Source organism: Achromobacter sp. NPDC008082 (genome assembly GCF_042957345.1).
Classification (GTDB): domain Bacteria; phylum Pseudomonadota; class Gammaproteobacteria; order Burkholderiales; family Burkholderiaceae_B; genus Achromobacter; species Achromobacter kerstersii_A.
In genome coordinates this window covers 426,382-443,931 of record NZ_JBIBIB010000005.1, presented here as the reverse complement: position 1 = coordinate 443,931, position 17,550 = coordinate 426,382, and the positions used below count along the sequence as shown (strand labels likewise).

Sequence of the window (17,550 nt, the reverse complement as noted above, 5' to 3'; positions counted from 1 at the left end):
GGCTTGAGGGAGGTGGCGTTCCGGCTGGCGGGCCGCCACCATGGCCCGGCGCCGGCATGCGCCGCACCGAGGAAAAAGTGTCCCACTATGCCCGGACAGCGGGCAGGACGCTCCTCGGGTTTTCTCGCACTCGCCGCCGGCCGCCGCCTGTCACAGATTGCCCGGCACCCCGAAGCTGGGCGCGGCGCGCGGGTCCCGGGCGCGGGTAATGTAGTCCTGGATCTGCGGCTCGTAGACCTTCCAGGCCTCGTAAAGCGTTTCGACCGGGCATTGCTCCACCCAGTCCATGCGCAGGTCGACGATAGGCCAATCCAGCTCCGCCACCACCAGCAGCCCGGCCGAATGGACCGGCCCCTCTTCGCCGCCCGCCGCCTGCCCCGCCAGCATGGCCTGCATCAGGCGTTCGGCCAGCGAACCCGGCGTCTTCTCAAACGCCGACAGCATGGCGGCCGGCACATCCAGCGACGCCAGCATATTGCCCGCGCACGCGGCGTGCTCGCCCTTGGCGCTGGCCAAGCGGCCCAGCGCATTCGACCCGGTGAAGATGGCGGGCGCCTGCGTGGCGTCGATGGCCATCAGTTGCCGGTAGCTGATGAACGGACGTTCGGCCAGGGACTGCAACGCGCGCTCGGGCGACTGGCCCTGGCTCATCGCGTCAAGAATAAGCGGCCCCAAGGCGGGGTCGGTGATGTTCTGGCTGACCGCCGCGCCCACGCCTGCGCGCGCACGGACACAACGCGCCGCGACCGCGGGCGACGACGATGAGACGGCCGCGCCGAATTGGCCGGTGGCCGGACAACGGGCAATGATGGAGAAAGTCATGACCTGCGCCTCCTGTGGCGTCAATCCGGAATAACCGCAATCGCGTCGATTTCCACCAGCCATTCGGGGCGCGCCAATGCCGACACCACGATGCCGGTGGACACGGGGAACACGCCCTTGAGCCATTTGCCGACCACAAGATAGACCGCCTCGCGATAACGGGGATCAATGAGGTAGATCGTGATCTTGCAGATGTCTTGCAGTTCGCCGCCGGCTTCCTTGAGCAGCATGTCGATGTTCTTCATCGCCTGCTCCGCCTGACCCGAGGCATCGCCGATGCAGACGCTCTCGGACGTGTCCAGGTTCTGGCCGATCTGCCCGCGCAGGAAGACGGTGCTGCCGCGCGCGACGACGGCCTGGCACAGATCGTTGTCGAGTTTCTGTTCCGGGTAGGTTGCCTTGGTATTGAACGTGCGTATGCGCTTGTGCTTCATGGCTCGACTCTTTATTAGGGTTTATCCGGGGCCTCTTGCGCCTGCCTGGCAAGCGGCGTCGCTTAAGGCCGTGACCTGCCCGCTGATGGTCGGCCCAAGCCGGGCGGCCGCCTATTTGTTTTTTCCGGCGTCCCGTCTCGGAAATCCTGACGCGGGCCGCGGCCCCGGCGATGCGCCTTCGCCATGCCTTGGCGCGCCCTGCCCGGCCATCAGGAAAATCTATTCATGCCAACGGAAAAGGCGACTTGGTCGCTCGGATCGCGTCTCTCATCATTGGTTTTCGCTAGCCGAAGCCACCTTTCTTTGCAGGGAAACCGGATGAACACCGCCTCAATGCCCCTACCCGCCGCCTATCCCCAATTCCGCTACGACGGCTCTGGCGACCTTGCCCGCATCGGGCTGATCTACATCGCCTCCAGTGTCGTGATGGAAGAAGAGATGTGGGCCATGTCCGCGCCGGGGGTTTCCACCCATACCGCACGCATCAAGCTGCCCAAGGTCACCGTGCAGGGCATCGAGGAAATGATGAACGCCCCGGAGCTGGAGCAGGCGGCTCGCCTGGCGGGCGCGGCCCCCATCGACGTGCTGCTGTTCGGCGGCACCAGCGCTTCGTTTCTGCACGGCACCGCCTACGACCAGGCGCTTATCCAGAAGCTGCGGCAATGGGTGCCGGGGCCGAAGATCACCACGGCCTCCACCGCCACGCTTGCGGCGTTAAAGCAGGTGAAGGCCGGCAAGGTTGCGCTGGCTACGCCTTATCTGCCAGAGATCCATGAACGCGCCATCCGCTTTCTGCAGGAAAACGGCCACGAGGTCGTCAGAAGCGCCTGCCTGGGCATCTCGGATGATCACGCGCTGGCCGAGGTCTCGCTTGAAAAAGTCTATGACCACGTGATGTCGGTAGACCACCCGGATGCCACCGCCATCTTCGTGTCGTGCACCAACTTCCGCACTGTCGGGGCCATCGAGGCGCTGGAACAGAAACTCGGCAAGCCGGTGATCTCGGCCATCCAGGCTTCGTTCTGGCACTGCCTGGCACTCACCGGCGCGGCAGGCGCCAAGCCCGGTTACGGGTCGCTGTTCAACGCAAACCTGAACAAGGCCGAAACGATGTAAGCACTTCGCCACGGCGGATAAGCAATAAACAAGGGGAAAAAGATGCATCTGCACAAAACCATCACGGCGCTGACACTCGCAAGCGCTTCGTTATTCGTCCTGGCGCCGGCCCATGCCGAAAAGCTGGTGCTCGGCAACGAGGGAAGTTATCCCCCGTTCAGCATGGTCGATTCCTCGGGGCGCCTGACGGGCTTCGAACCCGACCTGGCGCGCGAGACGTGCAAACGGATGAAGGTCGATTGCGAAATCGTCGTCATGGACTTCAAGGCCCTGATTCCAGCGCTGCTACAGAAAAAACTGGACGCCGTGGTCAGCCAGACCAAGCCGCTGCCCGAACGCAAGGAAAAGGTGCTGTTCGGCCGCCCGGTGCTGTTCAATCCGGACTCTTACGTGGTGCCGGAATCGAAGCAATACACCTTCACGCCTGAAGGGCTTAAGGGCGTGCGCATCGGCCTGCAACGCGGTTCGGCGCAAGCCAAATACGTGTCCGAGACATTCGGCAACGCGGTGCAGATCGTGTTCTACGACAACCCCGACCAGATCCGGCTTGACCTTGCCAACGGACGGCTCGACATGAGCCTTGGCCCCAAGATCAGCTGGACCAACGAGTTCCTGTCCAAGCCCCAGGGCAAGGGCTGGAAATTCGCGGGCGGCGACTTGTGGACCGGTGGCGGGGAAGCCGGCTCAAGCTGGATTGCCCGCAAGGACAGCGGCGAACTGCTCGGCCGCATGAACGCCACGCTGGAAACCATCATCAAGGACTGCACCTTCACCAAGCTGCGTAAACCCTACATGGACGTGGAGCTCCTGCCCGAGGAAGCGGCCTGCCGCTAGCCGCGGCCGCCCCCCGCCTGAGCCGCCCGGCACGAGGCCGGCGGCGCAGGCGGCATGTTTCATACGCTTGCCCAGGTTTGTGCAAGACGCCTTTGAATGTGAACAGGCTTAAGGACTACCTCATGCCTTCGATGGGTTTCGTGCAGCAACTCGCGACCGGCGCGATGATGACGATTCAAGTCGCCGTCTGCGCCTATCTGCTGGCGCTTGCGATCGGGACGTTCTTTGCCCTGATCACACTACGGCCGACGCTGCTGGCCAAAATCATCTGGCTGCCGTACGCGTCCATCTTCACGGGCGTGCCGTCGCTGCTGGTGGGCTTCCTGTTCTATTACGGCGGCTCGCAGATCGTCGCCGGCTTGCTGGCGCCGTTCGGCATCGGCCAGCGTATCGAGATCACGCCGTTCATGGCGGCGGTGGCGGCGTTGGGCATGGTGTACGGCGCCTACCTGGCCGACTTGATACGCAGCGCCATCCAGAACGTGCCACACGGGCAATTCGAAGCCGCGCGCGTGCTGCTGGTGCCGCGCAGCGCCATCTGGTTAAAGGTCATCCTGCCGCAGATGCTGCGCCTGGCCTTGCCCGGCATGACCAATATGTGGATCGTCGTGCTCAAGGACACGGCTCTCATTTCGTTGATCGGCCTGAAGGAAATCATGGCCTACGCCAAGCTCGCCTCGGGCGTGACCAAGGAACCCTTCGTCTATTACATGCTGGCGGCGTGCTTTTTCCTGGTGATGACCTGGCTGACCTACTACGTGGCCCGCCGCGTTGAAACGTGGGCCGCGCGCGGCTTTCATCCCGTCGTGACCCAGGGAGCCTCTCATGCACTTTGATTTCCAGGTGGCCTGGGAGAGCCTGCCCAAACTGCTGGCCGGCGCCGGCACGACGTTCGCCGTGCTGCTGCCGGTGCTTGTCATCGGCCTGCTGCTGGCGCTGCCGGTTGCGCTGGCAAGCTTCCGGCCCGGCGCGCGCGCCCTCTTCGCCAGCAGCTATATCGGCTTTTTCCGCGGGGTGCCCAGCCTGGTGTTGCTGTACCTGATCTATAGCGGACTGCCGCAGTTCTCTTTCGTGCGCGACACCTTTCTGTGGAACGTTTTTTCCAGCGCATATGTCTGCGCGTGGCTGGGCCTGGCGTTGACGCACTCGGGCTTCATGGCGGAGATCATCCGCGGCGGGCTGGCGGCAATTCCGAAGGGCACGATCGAAGCCGCGCAGACCCTGGGCCTGAAGCCCACCCAGATCCTGTTCCGCTTGCGGCTCCCGATGGTTGCGCGCTATGTGCTGCGCGCCTATCAGAATGAGCTGCTGATCATGGTGAAGAGCACGGCGGCCGTCAGCGCCATCACGCTGGTTGACCTGACCGCGGCCGCCAACACGGTGTTCGACTACACCTATGACCCGTTCACGCCCCTGATCACGGCGGCGGCCATCTACTGGTGCATCACCAACAGCATACGTCTTGGGTTCTCGATCGCGGATCGCAGGTTGAACCGCTATCTCGTCAGAGTCTGAACCGTCCGGCCGACCGTCCATCAGAGCGCAAACCATCATGACTGCCATCCTGTCCCGCATCACGCCGCCGCTGTCCTCCGCCGGATCTGACTGCGCGCCCGCGGTATCCATCTCGGGATTGAACAAGTTCTACGGGTCGTTCCACGCCTTGCGCGATATACACCTTGAAGTGGCCAGCGGCGAAATCGTCATCCTGTGCGGCCCTTCGGGCTCCGGGAAGTCGTCGCTGATCCGCTGCATCAACCATCTGGAACAGCATGATTCTGGCGATATCCACGTCAATGGCACCGCCCTGACCCGGCGCCCGGAAAGCGTGGAGCAGGTTCGGCGCCAGCTGGGCATGGTGTTCCAAAGCTTCAATCTCTTTCCGCACATGACGGTGCTGGAAAACTGCACCTTCGCGCTGAAGATCGCGTTGAAGACGCCCGCCAGCGAGGCCGAAGAGACGGCGCGGGAGTATCTCGCCAAGGTCAATGTGACCGAACAGGCCGGCAAATATCCGATCCAGCTTTCCGGCGGGCAGCAGCAGCGCGTGGCTATCGCGCGCGCGCTCTGCCTGCGCCCGCGCATCATGCTCTTTGACGAGCCGACATCGGCGCTTGATCCGGAATCGGTCGGCTCCGTGCTGCGCATCATGGAAGACCTGGCCCAGACCGGCATCACCATGATCTGCGTCACCCACGAGATCGGCTTCGCCCGCCGGGTGGCCGACCGCTGTGTGTTCATGGAGCGGGGCGAGATCATCGAGACCGCGCCCACCGAACAGTTCTTTGCCTCGCCCAGAAACGCGCGCCTGAAGAATTTCCTAGAGCAGGTTCTGTAGTCCACAACATAGACAAGGGGATGTCATGATCAAGAAACTCATTTGCGCGGGCATGCTGGCCGGCGCGGCCCTCACTGGCGCAGCGCATGCGCAGGATGCCCTGGTGGTAAGCACCTGGGGCGGCAGCTTCCGCGACCTTATCGATGAAAGCATCGGCAAGGAGTTCACGCGGCAGACCGGCGTGCCGGTGAAGTACATCACGGGCGGCACCATCGACCGCCTGAACAAAGCCAAGCTCGCCACCAAGCCGGAAAGCGACATCACGTTCACGACATCGCACATCGGCTGGCTCTACGTCAACGCCGGCCTGTACGAGAAGCTGGACCTGAGCAAAATTCCCAATTACTCGCACCTGGTCGATCGCGCCAAGATCAGCCCGTACCATATCGGCAGCTGGGCGTATGTGTACACGATCGGCTATCGCCCCGATCTGGTGCCCGCAGGCATCACCTTCAACAGCTGGAACGACCTCTGGAACCCGGCGCTGAAAGGCAAGCTGTCCGCGCCCGATTTCGACCCCAGCCATATCATCGACGTTTCGGCCTTGCTCTCGGGCGGCGACGCCAGCACCTGGGAAAAGGGCCAGGACAAACTCAAGGCCCTGAAGCCGAACTTCAAGGCCTTCTACACCAACGATGCCAACAGCCAGCAACTGATCGCGGCGGGCGAGACGCCCGTGCAGATCGTGCTGTCCATGAACGCCTATTACATGATCGGCCAAGGCGTGCCGATCAAGGTGGCGATGCCCAAGGAAGGCGCGGTGCTGGGCGTGGATACCATGGGCATCATGAAAGGCACCGCCAAGTCCGACCTGGCGCACAAGTTCATGAACATCGCGCTGTCGCCGGAAGTGCAGGCCAAGATCGTGGCCGCCAAGAAAGCCAGCCCCGTCATCGACGACGCCAAGGTCTCGCCCGAAGACGCCGCGCTGCCGGGCGTTTTCACGACCAAGCAGCAATGGGATACCCAGGCCATCGTCATCGATGACAAGCTGCGCGCCGAAAAGACCGCTGAATGGCGCAAGTGGTTTACCGAAAACATCATGAACTGATCGCAGCCACCGCAGCCCTGCGGCCTCGCAATCTCGCAGCCACCGCAGCCCCGCGGCCTCGCGGTCTTGCCGGCCGCGGCGCCGCCACGCTTTCACCCTATACGAAGGATGGGTCCAACATGGATGCGCGTTCCACCCTGAGAGGCTGGCTGATATCCCCGGCCAGCTTCATCGCGCTATGCATCTGCGTCGCCATGGCGGCCGTACTGCAGTACAGCTTGCGCACTTTCATTCCGGGGTCGCTGGATGTCGGCGGCCTGACGCTCTCGAACTTCTCGGGCATGGGCAAGCAGATCTACGTCGATGCCTTTGTCAACACCTTGCGCCTGAGCGTGGAAACCACGGTGTTCTCCTTGCTCGTCGCGTACCCCTTGGCGTATGCGCTGGTCAGGGTGCGAAACCGCTACATCAAATCTTTCATCCTGATCGTCTCCATCACGCCGCTGTTCCTGGGTGAGATCGTGCGCACCTACTCGTGGATCATCGTGCTGGGCAGTACGGGTTTCATCAATTCGATGCTGCTCAAGCTAGGCCTGATCGATACGCCGCTTGCGTTGATGTTCAGTCATCTTGGCGTATTGGTGGCGCTGGTGCACGTTACCGTTCCTGTGGTGGTGCTGATGCTGGCCACCGCCATTTCACATATCGACCGCGACTATGAGAAGGCCGCCGAAAGCCTGGGCGCGGGGCCGGTCCGCACGTTCCTGACCATCACGCTTCCGCTGTCGATGCCGGGCATCCTGGCCAGCATCACGACCTCATTCGCCTGGACGTTCAGCGCCTTCGCCACGCCGCAGATGATCGGCGGAGGCCGCGTACCGACGGTGTCCACCTTGGTCTACCAGCTGGGATTCTCGTCCATGAACTTTCCCCTGGCGGCCAGCCTGAGCGTCATGGGCCTGGGCCTGACGGCGATTGCGCTGATGCTGCTCGGCCGCGTCACGCGCCGTCTCAAGGTCATTGGAGGACATTGACATGGGTCTTCGTAAATCCCTGCCCCTGTGGCTGCGCATCGGCGCACCCGTGCTGATCACGCTTATCCTGGCCTTCGTGCTGCTGCCCGTGGTGGTGGTGGTGCTGGCTTCCTTCAATGAAAAAGCCTTGCTGACGTTTCCGCCGCAGGCCTGGTCCTGGCGCTGGTTCGAGCGGGTTTTCACGTACGCAGACTTCCGCGACGGCTTTCGCGCCAGCGTGGTCGTCACGTTCTGGTCGTCGTTGCTGGCGCTGGTCATCGGCACCGGCCTGGCCATTGCCGTCAAGCGCATGGCGTTTCCTGGCAAGAACATTTTGCAGGCGATTCTGCTGTCGCCACTGGTGATCCCGCACTTCACGGTGGGGCTGGGCTTGTTGATACTGGTGGCGCAGCTGAACATTGATCGCGGCTACGGCATCGTGATCCTGTGCCACGTCATTCTTGTTCTGCCTTTCGTGCTGCGCAGCGTCTATGTCTCGATGGAGAACCTGGACGAACGCCTGGAGCAAAGCGCCGCCAGCCTGGGCGCGTCGCCGGTAAGGGTCTTGTTCACCATCACCGTGCCGTTGCTCGCGCCCGGCTTGTTCGGCGGCTGGCTGTTCGCGGCCATCATGTCGTTCAGCGAATTCACCGCGTCGCTGTTCGTGACCACGCAGAGCACGCAGACCCTACCCGTGACGATGTACAACTATGTGCGCGAGTTTGCCGACCCGACGCTCGCCGCGTTGTCGGTGGTGTATATCGTGGTGACGGCCACCCTGCTGATCTTCGCCAACCGCTTCCTTGGGCTGGGCAGGATTCTCAATATCGAAGACAACCCCTAGCGCCGGTCAGACAGGCCCTGGCCCGCGGGCCAGGGCGGCGCCGCTCAATAGCCGCGCGCGGCGTCCACGCAATTGACGGGCGGCAAGCCCTGGCTGACACGCAGCACGTTGTCGGCGATCTGCCCGGCAGCCGATGCCGGTATGGCGACCGATGCCAGGTGAGGCGTGATCAGCACATTTTCCATGGCCCAGAGCGGGTCGCCAGGCGGCAGGGGTTCGCGCTCGAAGACGTCTAGCGTCGCGCCGCCCAGATGACCGCTGCGCAGCAGATCGGTCAGGGCGGCCTGGTCCACCAGCGCGCCCCGGGCCACATTGATCAAGGCCGCCCCTCGCGGCAGGCGTTGCAGACGTTCACGGCACAACAGGCCGCGCGTCTGCGGCGTAAGCGGCAGCATCACCACCAGGATGTCGGCGCGCGATAGCACGGTATCCAGCGACGCCATGCCGGCGTGGCACTCGATGCCTTCGATGTTGCGCGGGCTGCGCGACCAGCCCAGCACGTTCAGCCCCTGGCGGGACAGTTCGCGCGCCGCATACGCGCCCAGCTCGCCCAGGCCCAGCACCGCCACGCGCACCGTCTCTGGCGAGCGCGGATGGCGATAGGCCCATTCGCCCCGCCGCTGCGCCGCTTCGAAATAAGGGATATCACGCGCATAACGCAGGGCGGCAAACAGCACATAGCCCGCCATCATGCGCGCCATGTTGGGATCGGTGATGCGGGTGATGGGCACCTGGGCGGGCAGGTCTTCGCGGCCGACAATCGAATCCACCCCTGCGCCCAGATTCACGATAAGGCGCAGGTTTTTCATGCGCTTGAAGAAGCCCGACGGCGCCTTCCAGATCAGCGCGTAATGGATGTCGGCCGGATCATGCGCGTCGTTGCTGTGCACCACACGCAAGTCCGGCAGGCGCGCCTGCATGGCGTCGCGCCAGGCCGTGTAGTCGTCGAAATCGCTATGGAAAATCATTGCGCCCGACAAGGCGGGGCGGGAGGATGCGTGCATGGCCGGTCTGCCTCAGGCGCCGCGGTGGATCAGGCGGGACATGGCCTCGATGGCAAGCTCGTAGCCATCGCCGCCCAGCCCCGCGATGACGCCATCCGCGGCCTTGGAAATATAGGAATGATGGCGGAACGCTTCACGCCGCCAAATGTTGCTCATGTGGACTTCGATGATCCTGCCCGGAAAGGATAACAAGGCATCAAGGATGGGCACCGACGAATAAGTCAGGCCCGCCGCGTTGATGATGACGCCCTGCGCAGCGCCACGCGCTTCCTGAATCCAGTCGACCAACTGGCCTTCATAGTTGGACTGTACGAAGTTCAGCCGGATGCCCAGCGAGGCGGCCTTGGTTTCGCAGCGCTGCTGCAACACGGGAAAACTGTCGGAGCCATAGGTCTTGTTGGCGTCCAGGCCGTACAGATTGGCGTTCGGCCCGTTCAGAAACCAGACCGTGGAAGATATTGGGGTGGCGCTTGGCGTCGTCATAGAGGCAGTCTCAGGCTTCGTGAGGAAGGGTCGCCTGCATGGCAGGCAAGTCGTTGAATACGGCGAACCACGCGGCGGCGCGCGGATGCGCCGTGCGCCAGTCCAATTCGGGAAAGCGGAAATCCAGATACCCCAAGGCGCACGCAAGGGTCAGGTCGCCGATGCTTGGACGCGTGCGCGGCAGGTCGTCCGCCTGCGATTCGATGTCCGCCAGGCAGGCCTGGACTTTGATGAGCTGCGCCTCGCGCCATTGCGGCCACTGGATCTCGGCCGGCCGGGCCGTGTGCTCGTAGCGCGCCAGCAAGGCGGCGTCCAGCAGGCCGTCGCCCAGGGCCTGACGCGTCAACGCCACCCAACGAGCCGGACCCGCCGGAAACAACTGCGTATCGCCGGCCGCCTGGGCCAGGTATTCGCAGATGACGCGGCTGTCGTAGAGCGCGCTGCCGTCCGGCAGGATCAGGGTGGGCACCTTGGCCAGCGGATTGTGGGCGGCGATGCGCGTATCGCGATTGACCGGATGCGCAGCGCTGGCCAGCCATTCAATCTGTCCGGCCTGGCCGGTCAAGTGCGCGCACACCATTACCTTGCGCACGAAGGGAGACGTCGGGGCATAGAGAAGTTTCAATCCATTCTCCGTTTGTCAGGGTTTGAGAACCAGCTTGCCGAACACCTTGCCGCTTTCCAGCAACTGATGCGCGCGCACGGCGTCGGCCAGGGGCAGGCTTTGCGCCATCCTGGGCCGGATGCGGCCCGCGGCCACCAACGGCAACACATGGCGCTTGAGCGCAACCGCCATCCGAGCCTTCTCGGCATCGGTTTGCGGACGCATGGTCGAAGAATGCAGGCTCAACTGCTTTTGCATCAGGGTCAGCAGTTCGATGTTGACGGCCGACCCCTGCAAAAAGGAAAGGCTCACGTGGCGCCCGCCGAAGGCCAGCGCCTGCAGATTGCGCCGCACATAATCGCCGCCGACGATATCCAGCACGACATCCACGCCACGTCCCTGCGTAAACGCCGCGCAGGCTTCCACAAAATCCGTGTCATGAAAGCAGATCACCTCGTCGGCGCCGAGTTCGCGCAAGGCATCCAAGCGATCGCGCTCGCCGTCCGTGGCGATGACCCGCGCGCCGGCGGCATGCGCCATCTGGATGGCCAGCGTGCCGATGCCACCGCCGCCGCCATGGATCAGCACGGTCTCACCCATGCGCAGGCGGCCCAGTTCGAACAGGTTGTGCCAGACGGTGAACAGGCCTTCCGGCAGCGCGCTTGCCTGCGCGTCGTCCAGCGCCTCTGGCACTGCCAGGGAATGATCCACGCGCGCCACGCACCACGGCGCATAGCCGCCGCCCGCAAGCAGGCTCATCAGCCGCTGCCCGCGCAAGGAATCCGGCACGCCGGGTCCGCACGCCGCGACCTCGCCGCAAGCTTCCAGCCCCAGCACGTCGGTCACGCCCGGCGCCGGCTTGCTGACGCCCTGGCGCTGCATGATGTCGGGCCGGTTGATGCCGGCCGCATGCACGCGCAACAACACTTCACCGGGGCCCGGCGCCGGGACTGGCCTGCTGGCCAGGGTCAGCACCGTGGCATCGCCCGGCTCGCGGGCGATGATGGCTTGCATTTCAGCGGGAATTTGATTCATGGCAAGGCGCCTCGCGGACGAATGGACACTCGGCGGCTGCGCAGGCGCGGCCGCCAGGAAGAGGAGAATCTGGCGTGAAAGCGGCGTCAGGTCGGCGCGTTGAAGACGCTGACCCCGTGGCCGGGCAGCGCAAGTCCCGCCACGGCGCCCACGGGCCATTCATGGAGGCAGTTCAGGTCGAAGGTGCGCACCATGACGTGCTGGCGCCCTTCCACGGGAATATGCACATCCAGGTACAGATCCACGTGATCGCCCTGGAACACGTGGTTGACGACCGTGCCGCTCAAGACTGATCCGCTATGCAGCGCTTCCAGCTTGATATGTTCAGGCCGCACATAAAGATCAAGCCGGTGGCCCTCGTGCGACCCGCCCACCAGGCGCTGACGGGGGATATGCGTCAGCCCCGCGCCCAGGCGCAGCTGGATGGTTTCCGCGCTGGTGCCGTGATAGTGCGCGGGCAGGATATTGACGTCGCCCAGGAACGACGCCACGAATGGGTCTTGCGGATTGCGGTAGAGCTCGTCCGGCGTGGCGACTTGCCGGATCACGCCCTGGTTCATCACGGCGATGCGATCCGACATGCTCAGGGCTTCGCCCTGGTCATGCGTGACGAAGATCGTCGTCACGCCCAGCCTGCGCTGGATATCACGGATTTCCACCTGCATGGCGCCGCGCAGGCTTTTGTCCAGCGCGGAAAATGGCTCGTCAAGCAACAGGACCTTGGGACGGATCACCAGCGCCCGCGCCAGCGCCACGCGCTGCTGCTGGCCGCCGGACAGCTCGCGCGGCTTGCGCTCGCCCAAGCCATCCAACTTGACGAGCGCCATGGCTTCACGCACCCGCCGCTCGATCTCGGCGGCCGGCACACGCCGCATCCGCAAGCCGTACGCGATATTGCGCTCTACGGTCATGTGCGGGAACAGCGCGTAGTTCTGGAACACGATGCCGATCTGGCGCTGATACGGCGGCAGCGCCGTGACGGGCGTGCCGTCGATGAAGATCTCGCCGTTGTCCGCGTCGGCAAATCCCGCGATCAGGTTCAGCAAGGTGGTCTTGCCGCAGCCCGACGGGCCCAGCAGCGTCAGGAACTCCCCGCGCTCGATCTTCAGGGACACCTGTTGAAGCACCGCGTGACCGCGATATTTCTTGACCACTCCCTCCAGGCTGACCGCGCTGGAGCTATCGGAGGAATAGGGGCTATTCGGCATGGCTGCTGCACTCACAGAAGTTCGGTCTCCCGGCGCGACGCTTCCGGGGAAAACAGGCGGTGGCCGCATGGCACGCAAGTGCTGCGGCGCCAGCGTTCTGGTGCAGTCAAGAATACGGTAAAGCCCTATTTCCCGTGCATTGCCGATGCTGATGGGGGCCATCGGAAAAAAGAAATCATGACGGCGCAAGCGCGATGGCGTGCGCCGCCCGGGCAAACCGACACCTTTGCTTTTTCCTAAGTCAGCCGTCCGAAAAACGAAGTTATCAAGTTGAAGCTTCGGGATCACACTGCGTGCCAATCGGATCGTCGTGTCAGCCACGAGACGCACCAGGGTCTCGGTATTCCTTAGGATCTACACATGTCAATTGAAAAAACCAATACGCTGGTGATCGGCGCCGGCCAGGCCGGCATCGCAATGAGCGAGCACCTTGGCGCCATGGGAATTGCGCATATCGTGCTCGAACGCAAACGGATCGCCGAACGCTGGCGCTCCGAACGCTGGGACTCGCTGGTGGCCAACGGCCCCGCCTGGCACGACCGCTTTCCCGGGTTGAAGTTTGATGACGTCGGGCCCGATGTCTTCCCGCCCAAGGAGCGCATGGCCCAGTACTTTGAAGACTACGCCAAGATGCTCAATGCGCCCGTGCGCACGGGCGTCGAGGTCCTGCGGGTGCAGCGCAACGACAAGCGCCCGGGCTTCACCGTCACCACCTCTGCGGGCACCATCGAAGCCCAGCACGTAGTCGCCGCGACCGGCCCCTTCCAGGTTCCCACCTATCCGAAAATCGTGCCCGAAAGCGCCGGCATCCAGCAGCTTCATTCCTCGGCCTACAAGAACCCAGGGCAATTGGCCGACGGCGCCGTGCTCGTCGTTGGCGCGGGGGCTTCCGGTTCGCAGATCGCCGAAGAGCTGCGGCAAGCCGGCCGCACCGTCTACCTGTCCGTGGGCGAACACTACCGGCCGCCCCGCTCGTACCGCGAACGCGACTACTGCTGGTGGCTGGGCGCGTTGGGCATGTGGGACGAAGTCAAGAAAAAGCCCAAGCGCGAACACGTCGCCTTCGCCGTGAGCGGCTACGAGAACGGCAAGACCGTCGACTTCCGGCGCCTTGCGCACGACGGCATCCAGTTGGTCGGCATCACGACGTCGTACGAAAACGGCGTGCTGCACTTCGCAGACAACCTTGGCCGCGATGTCGCCCAGGGTGATGCCGACTACTTCGAAGTCCTGCGCGAAGCCGACGCCTACATCGAGCAGAACGGCCTTGACCTTCCGCCCGAGCCCGATGCCTGGAAACTGCTGCCCGACCCCGAGTGCCTTACCTATCCCATCCTGAGCCTGAACCTGGCCGAAGCCGGCATCAAGACCATCCTGTGGGCGACCGGCTTCAAGGTCGACTTCAGCTGGATCGACGTCGATACGTTCGACCCAAACGGCTACCCCATCCACAAGCGCGGCATCTCCGCCGAAAAGGGCATCTACTTCCTGGGCCTGCCCAACCTGACCAACCGCAGTTCCTCGTTCATCTGGGGGGTGTGGCACGACGCCCGCTACATCGCCGACCATATCGGGATTCATCAGGACTACCTGGCGTACAAGAAGGAATGACGAATTCCGCAAGCGGCGTGCTTCGGCCGTGACGCAAAAACCCGCATGCTGATCGAGGATGCGGGTTTTTTTATGCCGGTGCTCCGATGCTCCCGCCGGCGCTGGAACATTGAAATCGTGGCGCCGGCGGCAAAGCCCGAGCAAAACGGTGGCGGTTCAGCGCGTGATGGCCGTCGGCAACAGTTGAAAAAAACCCACAGCAGACCCGATCCGCCTTCAGGCCCCGTTGATTCCCATAACTCATTTCTATAGAATCAGCAATTCGGGCGTGTGCCCATTTCTTTTCGTCCACTCAACTCACCGTCAGGGAGGCCGCATGATGATTCACCCCATGCCGAACGCCGTCCCGCGCGTGTCCCCGCGACGCCATTAAGTCGTCGCCCGCGCGGACCCATCGCTAGACCGTTACCTAGCGACTGGTCCTCCGTGCCTGTTCCAACCACCTGAACGCAGTTGCCTGTGCCCATTCGGCGCATGGCTTGTTATCCCTCTTTCATCACAAGGACATCCTGGCGTGTCTTGTGCCGCCAGGCCATTGTTATGGCTAGAAAAAAAATCGACTTTCGAGGACAGGCCTTTAAGGATGTTCTGGGCTTTACCTTCCGGCACTGGGGCATGCAACCCTGGCGCACGCTGGTCATCGTGCTGCTGGCGCTGCTGTCGGCCGTGGCCGACATTCTGACGCCGATGTACGCGGGCAAACTGGTTGACGCCGTGGCCTCGGGCTCGACCGGCAACGAGCTGGCCTGGAGCGCCGCCATCACCGCCTTCTGGCTGCTGGTGGCGCTGGGCGTGGGCGGCACGCTGCTGCGCCAGGCCGTGTTCCAGAACATCATCACCTTCACGTTGAAGATGATGAACGGCATCGTGTCCAACGCCTTTCATCGCGTGCAGCGCTTTTCCACGGACTGGCATGCCAATAGCTTCGCTGGGTCTACCGTGCGCAAGATCACGCGCGGCATGTGGGCCGTGGACATCCTGAACGACACGCTGCTGATTGCGCTGCTGCCGTCCGTCGTGATGCTGGTGGGCGCCACGGCGCTGCTGGGCGCGCACTGGCCGCTGATGGGGCTTGTGGTGGGCCTGGGTTCGGTGGTGTACATCGCCGTCACCGCCGCGCTGTCGTTGGGGTTTGTTGCGCCGGCCGCGCGCCTGGGCAACGCCTGGGACACGCGCATGGGCGGCGCGCTGGCCGACGCCGTCAGCTGCAACGCGGTCGTCAAGGCCTTTGGCGCCGAGACGCGCGAAGAAGTGCGGCTGGACCGCGTCGTCAACAAGTGGCGCAACCGCACGCGCCGCACCTGGGTGCGCGCCACGCTGAACGGCGGCATTCAGGGCGCGATGCTGGTGGCGATGCAGGCCGCCATTCTGGGCGCGTCGCTGCTGCTGTGGTCGCGCAACCAGGCAACGGTGGGCGACATCACGTTCACGTTGACGATGTTCTTCGTGCTGCAAGGCTATCTGCGTGACGTGGGCATGCATATTCGCAACCTGCAACGCTCGGTCAACGACATGGAAGAGCTGGTCGCGATGGAACGCCAGCCGCTGGGCGTGGCTGACCGCGCGGGCGCAGGCGCTATTCACGTCACCGCAGGCGAAATTCGTTTTGAGGACGTGACGTTCCGCTATGGCTCGCACAACACCGCGCTGTACGACAAATTCTCCGCGCGCATTGCGCCGGGCGAACGCGTCGGGCTGGTGGGGCATTCGGGTTCGGGCAAGACCACGTTCATCAAGCTGATCCAGCGCCTGTATGACGTGAACGACGGCCGCATCACCATCGACGGGCAGGACATCGCCCAGGTGAAACAGGCATCGTTGCGCAGCCAGATCGCCATCGTGCAGCAGGACCCGGTGCTGTTTCACCGCACGCTCGCGGAGAACATCGCCTACGGCCGGCCGGGCGCCACGCAAGCCGAGATCGAACAGGCGGCGCGGCTGGCCAGCGCGCACGACTTCATCATGTCGCTGCCCAAGGGGTACGACACGCTGGTGGGTGAACGCGGTGTGAAGCTGTCGGGTGGTGAACGCCAGCGCGTGGCGATTGCGCGGGCGTTCCTGGCGGACTCGCCCATCCTGATCCTGGACGAAGCCACGTCCAGCCTGGATAGCGAAAGCGAAGTGCTGATCCAGCAGGCCATGGACCGCCTGATGGTGGGCCGCACGACGCTGGTGGTGGCGCACCGGCTGTCGACCGTGCGCGCGCTGGACCGTCTGCTGGTGATGGACCACGGCCGCATCATCGAAGAAGGCAGCCACGATGTGCTGGTCCGTTTGAAGGGCGGCCTGTACCGGCGCCTGTTCGAACGGCAGGCGCTGGAGCTGACCAAGGGCATGACGGCAGCCGAGATGCTGCAAGACGGCGCCACGCCGCCTCCCGCTAAAGAGGAAGACGTGGACGCCGGTGAGTTCGCGTTCGGCAAATAGGGACTCGCGAATTGGGTTTGGCGAATCGGCTTTGGCTAAACCCACGCGCCTTGCAGCGCCCGGCATCACGCCGGGCGTTGCGCGAACGTCAGGCGTAAGCCGAAGCCGATCAGCGCCGTGCCGAAGATCACGCTTTGCACTTTCTGGGCGCGGGGGCTGGCTGACATCCACCGCCCCACTGCCCCGCCTGCCAACGCGCAGATCACATCGAACGTCAGCCCCAGGCTGACCAGGATGACGCCCAGCACGGCAAATTGTTGTCCGATGGACCCGTGCGCAGGCGACACGAATTGCGGCAGCAGCACCGAGCAAAACAGCAAGGCCTTGGGGTTGAGCACGTTGGTCAGCACGCCGCTGAGCAACGCGCCGCCCCAGCCCTTGCCGCCCGCCGATGGCTGGCCCGTCGCGTCAAGCGCCACCGGTTTGGCCAGCAACAACTTCACCCCCAACCACACCAGATAGCAGCCGCCTACCGTGCGCGCGGCGTCAAACGCCCAGGGATGGGTCTTGAACAAGGCCGCCAGCCCCAGCGCGGCCAAAGTCACATGCGCCGCGCGCGCAATCGCCAGCCCCACCGCAACCGCCAGCGCTTGCCCGCGTCCGCGCAAGACGCCGGTTTCCAGCAACAGGATCATGTCCGGCCCGGGCACCACGTACACAATCAGCAAGGCCCCAAGAAACAACGCCATATCGGCCATATCCGCGCTCCCATGCATGCTCTTCAAGGCGGTCATTCTAGGAAAATCGGCCTGGCATGTGCTTGCGATTCATGCCAATGGAATTATG

Annotated in this window: 18 protein-coding genes; 10 read left to right on the top strand and 8 right to left on the bottom strand. The window is 63.8% G+C overall.

Annotation, left to right across the window (positions count from 1 at the left end; genetic code table 11):
- Window positions 1-150 precede the first annotated feature (150 nt).
- Together ACFZAI_RS21960 and ACFZAI_RS21955 are read right to left on the bottom strand one after the other, a co-directional pair.
- Window positions 151-822: a DUF1028 domain-containing protein gene (locus tag ACFZAI_RS21960; RefSeq protein ID WP_391568895.1), complete on the bottom strand. Its 672-nt coding sequence runs from the start codon at window positions 820-822 to the stop codon at window positions 151-153.
- A 20-nt stretch (window positions 823-842) separates the two neighbouring features.
- On the bottom strand, window positions 843-1,256 hold the full coding sequence (locus ACFZAI_RS21955; RefSeq protein ID WP_391568894.1) for a RidA family protein: 414 nt from the start codon (window positions 1,254-1,256) through the stop codon (window positions 843-845).
- 318 nt (window positions 1,257-1,574) lie between these two features.
- On the opposite strand from ACFZAI_RS21955, the gene ACFZAI_RS21950 reads away from it, so the two are divergent.
- The 8 genes from ACFZAI_RS21950 (at window position 1,575) to ACFZAI_RS21915 (ending at window position 8,392) form a co-directional block, all read left to right on the top strand.
- Entirely contained in the window at window positions 1,575-2,372 is a 798-nt protein-coding gene (locus ACFZAI_RS21950) for an Asp/Glu racemase (protein ID WP_391568893.1), read from the top strand.
- Window positions 2,373-2,414: 42 nt separating this feature from the next.
- Window positions 2,415-3,206, top strand: a complete 792-nt coding sequence (locus ACFZAI_RS21945; RefSeq protein ID WP_391568892.1) for a transporter substrate-binding domain-containing protein — start codon at window positions 2,415-2,417, stop codon at window positions 3,204-3,206.
- A 122-nt stretch (window positions 3,207-3,328) separates the two neighbouring features.
- Window positions 3,329-4,042 carry an ABC transporter permease gene (locus tag ACFZAI_RS21940; RefSeq protein WP_391568891.1) on the top strand — a complete coding sequence of 238 codons (714 nt, stop codon included), beginning with the start codon at window positions 3,329-3,331 and terminating at the stop codon, window positions 4,040-4,042.
- Entirely contained in the window at window positions 4,032-4,721 is a 690-nt protein-coding gene (locus ACFZAI_RS21935) for an ABC transporter permease (RefSeq protein WP_391568890.1), read from the top strand. Before ACFZAI_RS21940 ends, ACFZAI_RS21935 begins: the two co-directional genes overlap by 11 nt.
- A gap of 37 nt (window positions 4,722-4,758) precedes the next feature.
- Window positions 4,759-5,544: an amino acid ABC transporter ATP-binding protein gene (locus ACFZAI_RS21930; protein ID WP_391568889.1), complete on the top strand. Its 786-nt coding sequence runs from the start codon at window positions 4,759-4,761 to the stop codon at window positions 5,542-5,544.
- A gap of 25 nt (window positions 5,545-5,569) precedes the next feature.
- Entirely contained in the window at window positions 5,570-6,595 is a 1,026-nt protein-coding gene (locus ACFZAI_RS21925) for a PotD/PotF family extracellular solute-binding protein (protein ID WP_391568888.1), read from the top strand.
- 119 nt (window positions 6,596-6,714) lie between these two features.
- Window positions 6,715-7,569, top strand: coding sequence for an ABC transporter permease (locus ACFZAI_RS21920; protein WP_006227652.1), 855 nt, complete (start codon window positions 6,715-6,717; stop codon window positions 7,567-7,569).
- Window position 7,570: 1 nt separating this feature from the next.
- On the top strand, window positions 7,571-8,392 hold the full coding sequence (locus ACFZAI_RS21915) for an ABC transporter permease (RefSeq protein ID WP_391568887.1): 822 nt from the start codon (window positions 7,571-7,573) through the stop codon (window positions 8,390-8,392).
- A gap of 44 nt (window positions 8,393-8,436) precedes the next feature.
- On the opposite strand, the gene ACFZAI_RS21910 is transcribed toward ACFZAI_RS21915, so the two are convergent.
- The 5 genes from ACFZAI_RS21910 to ACFZAI_RS21890 form a co-directional block, all read right to left on the bottom strand.
- Entirely contained in the window at window positions 8,437-9,396 is a 960-nt protein-coding gene (locus tag ACFZAI_RS21910) for a 2-hydroxyacid dehydrogenase (protein WP_391568886.1), read from the bottom strand.
- 12 nt (window positions 9,397-9,408) lie between these two features.
- Window positions 9,409-9,879, bottom strand: coding sequence for a type II 3-dehydroquinate dehydratase (locus ACFZAI_RS21905; protein WP_391568885.1), 471 nt, complete (start codon window positions 9,877-9,879; stop codon window positions 9,409-9,411).
- A gap of 10 nt (window positions 9,880-9,889) precedes the next feature.
- Complete coding sequence (locus ACFZAI_RS21900) at window positions 9,890-10,504, bottom strand: glutathione S-transferase (protein ID WP_391568884.1); 615 nt, start codon at window positions 10,502-10,504, stop codon at window positions 9,890-9,892.
- Between the two features lie 15 nt (window positions 10,505-10,519).
- On the bottom strand, window positions 10,520-11,518 hold the full coding sequence (locus tag ACFZAI_RS21895) for an NAD(P)H-quinone oxidoreductase (protein ID WP_391568883.1): 999 nt from the start codon (window positions 11,516-11,518) through the stop codon (window positions 10,520-10,522).
- Between the two features lie 86 nt (window positions 11,519-11,604).
- Window positions 11,605-12,726 (bottom strand): ABC transporter ATP-binding protein, encoded by a 1,122-nt coding sequence (locus tag ACFZAI_RS21890; RefSeq protein WP_391568882.1) that lies wholly within the window; start codon window positions 12,724-12,726, stop codon window positions 11,605-11,607.
- 360 nt (window positions 12,727-13,086) lie between these two features.
- On the opposite strand from ACFZAI_RS21890, the gene ACFZAI_RS21885 reads away from it, so the two are divergent.
- On the top strand, window positions 13,087-14,337 hold the full coding sequence (locus tag ACFZAI_RS21885; protein ID WP_391568881.1) for a flavin-containing monooxygenase: 1,251 nt from the start codon (window positions 13,087-13,089) through the stop codon (window positions 14,335-14,337).
- A 540-nt stretch (window positions 14,338-14,877) separates the two neighbouring features.
- Window positions 14,878-16,764 (top strand): ABC transporter ATP-binding protein, encoded by a 1,887-nt coding sequence (locus tag ACFZAI_RS21880; RefSeq protein WP_391568880.1) that lies wholly within the window; start codon window positions 14,878-14,880, stop codon window positions 16,762-16,764.
- A gap of 65 nt (window positions 16,765-16,829) precedes the next feature.
- Here the strand turns inward: ACFZAI_RS21880 and ACFZAI_RS21875 are convergent, their stop codons facing one another.
- Window positions 16,830-17,453 carry a LysE family translocator gene (locus ACFZAI_RS21875; protein WP_391568879.1) on the bottom strand — a complete coding sequence of 208 codons (624 nt, stop codon included), beginning with the start codon at window positions 17,451-17,453 and terminating at the stop codon, window positions 16,830-16,832.
- Between the last annotated feature and the right edge of the window lie 97 nt (window positions 17,454-17,550).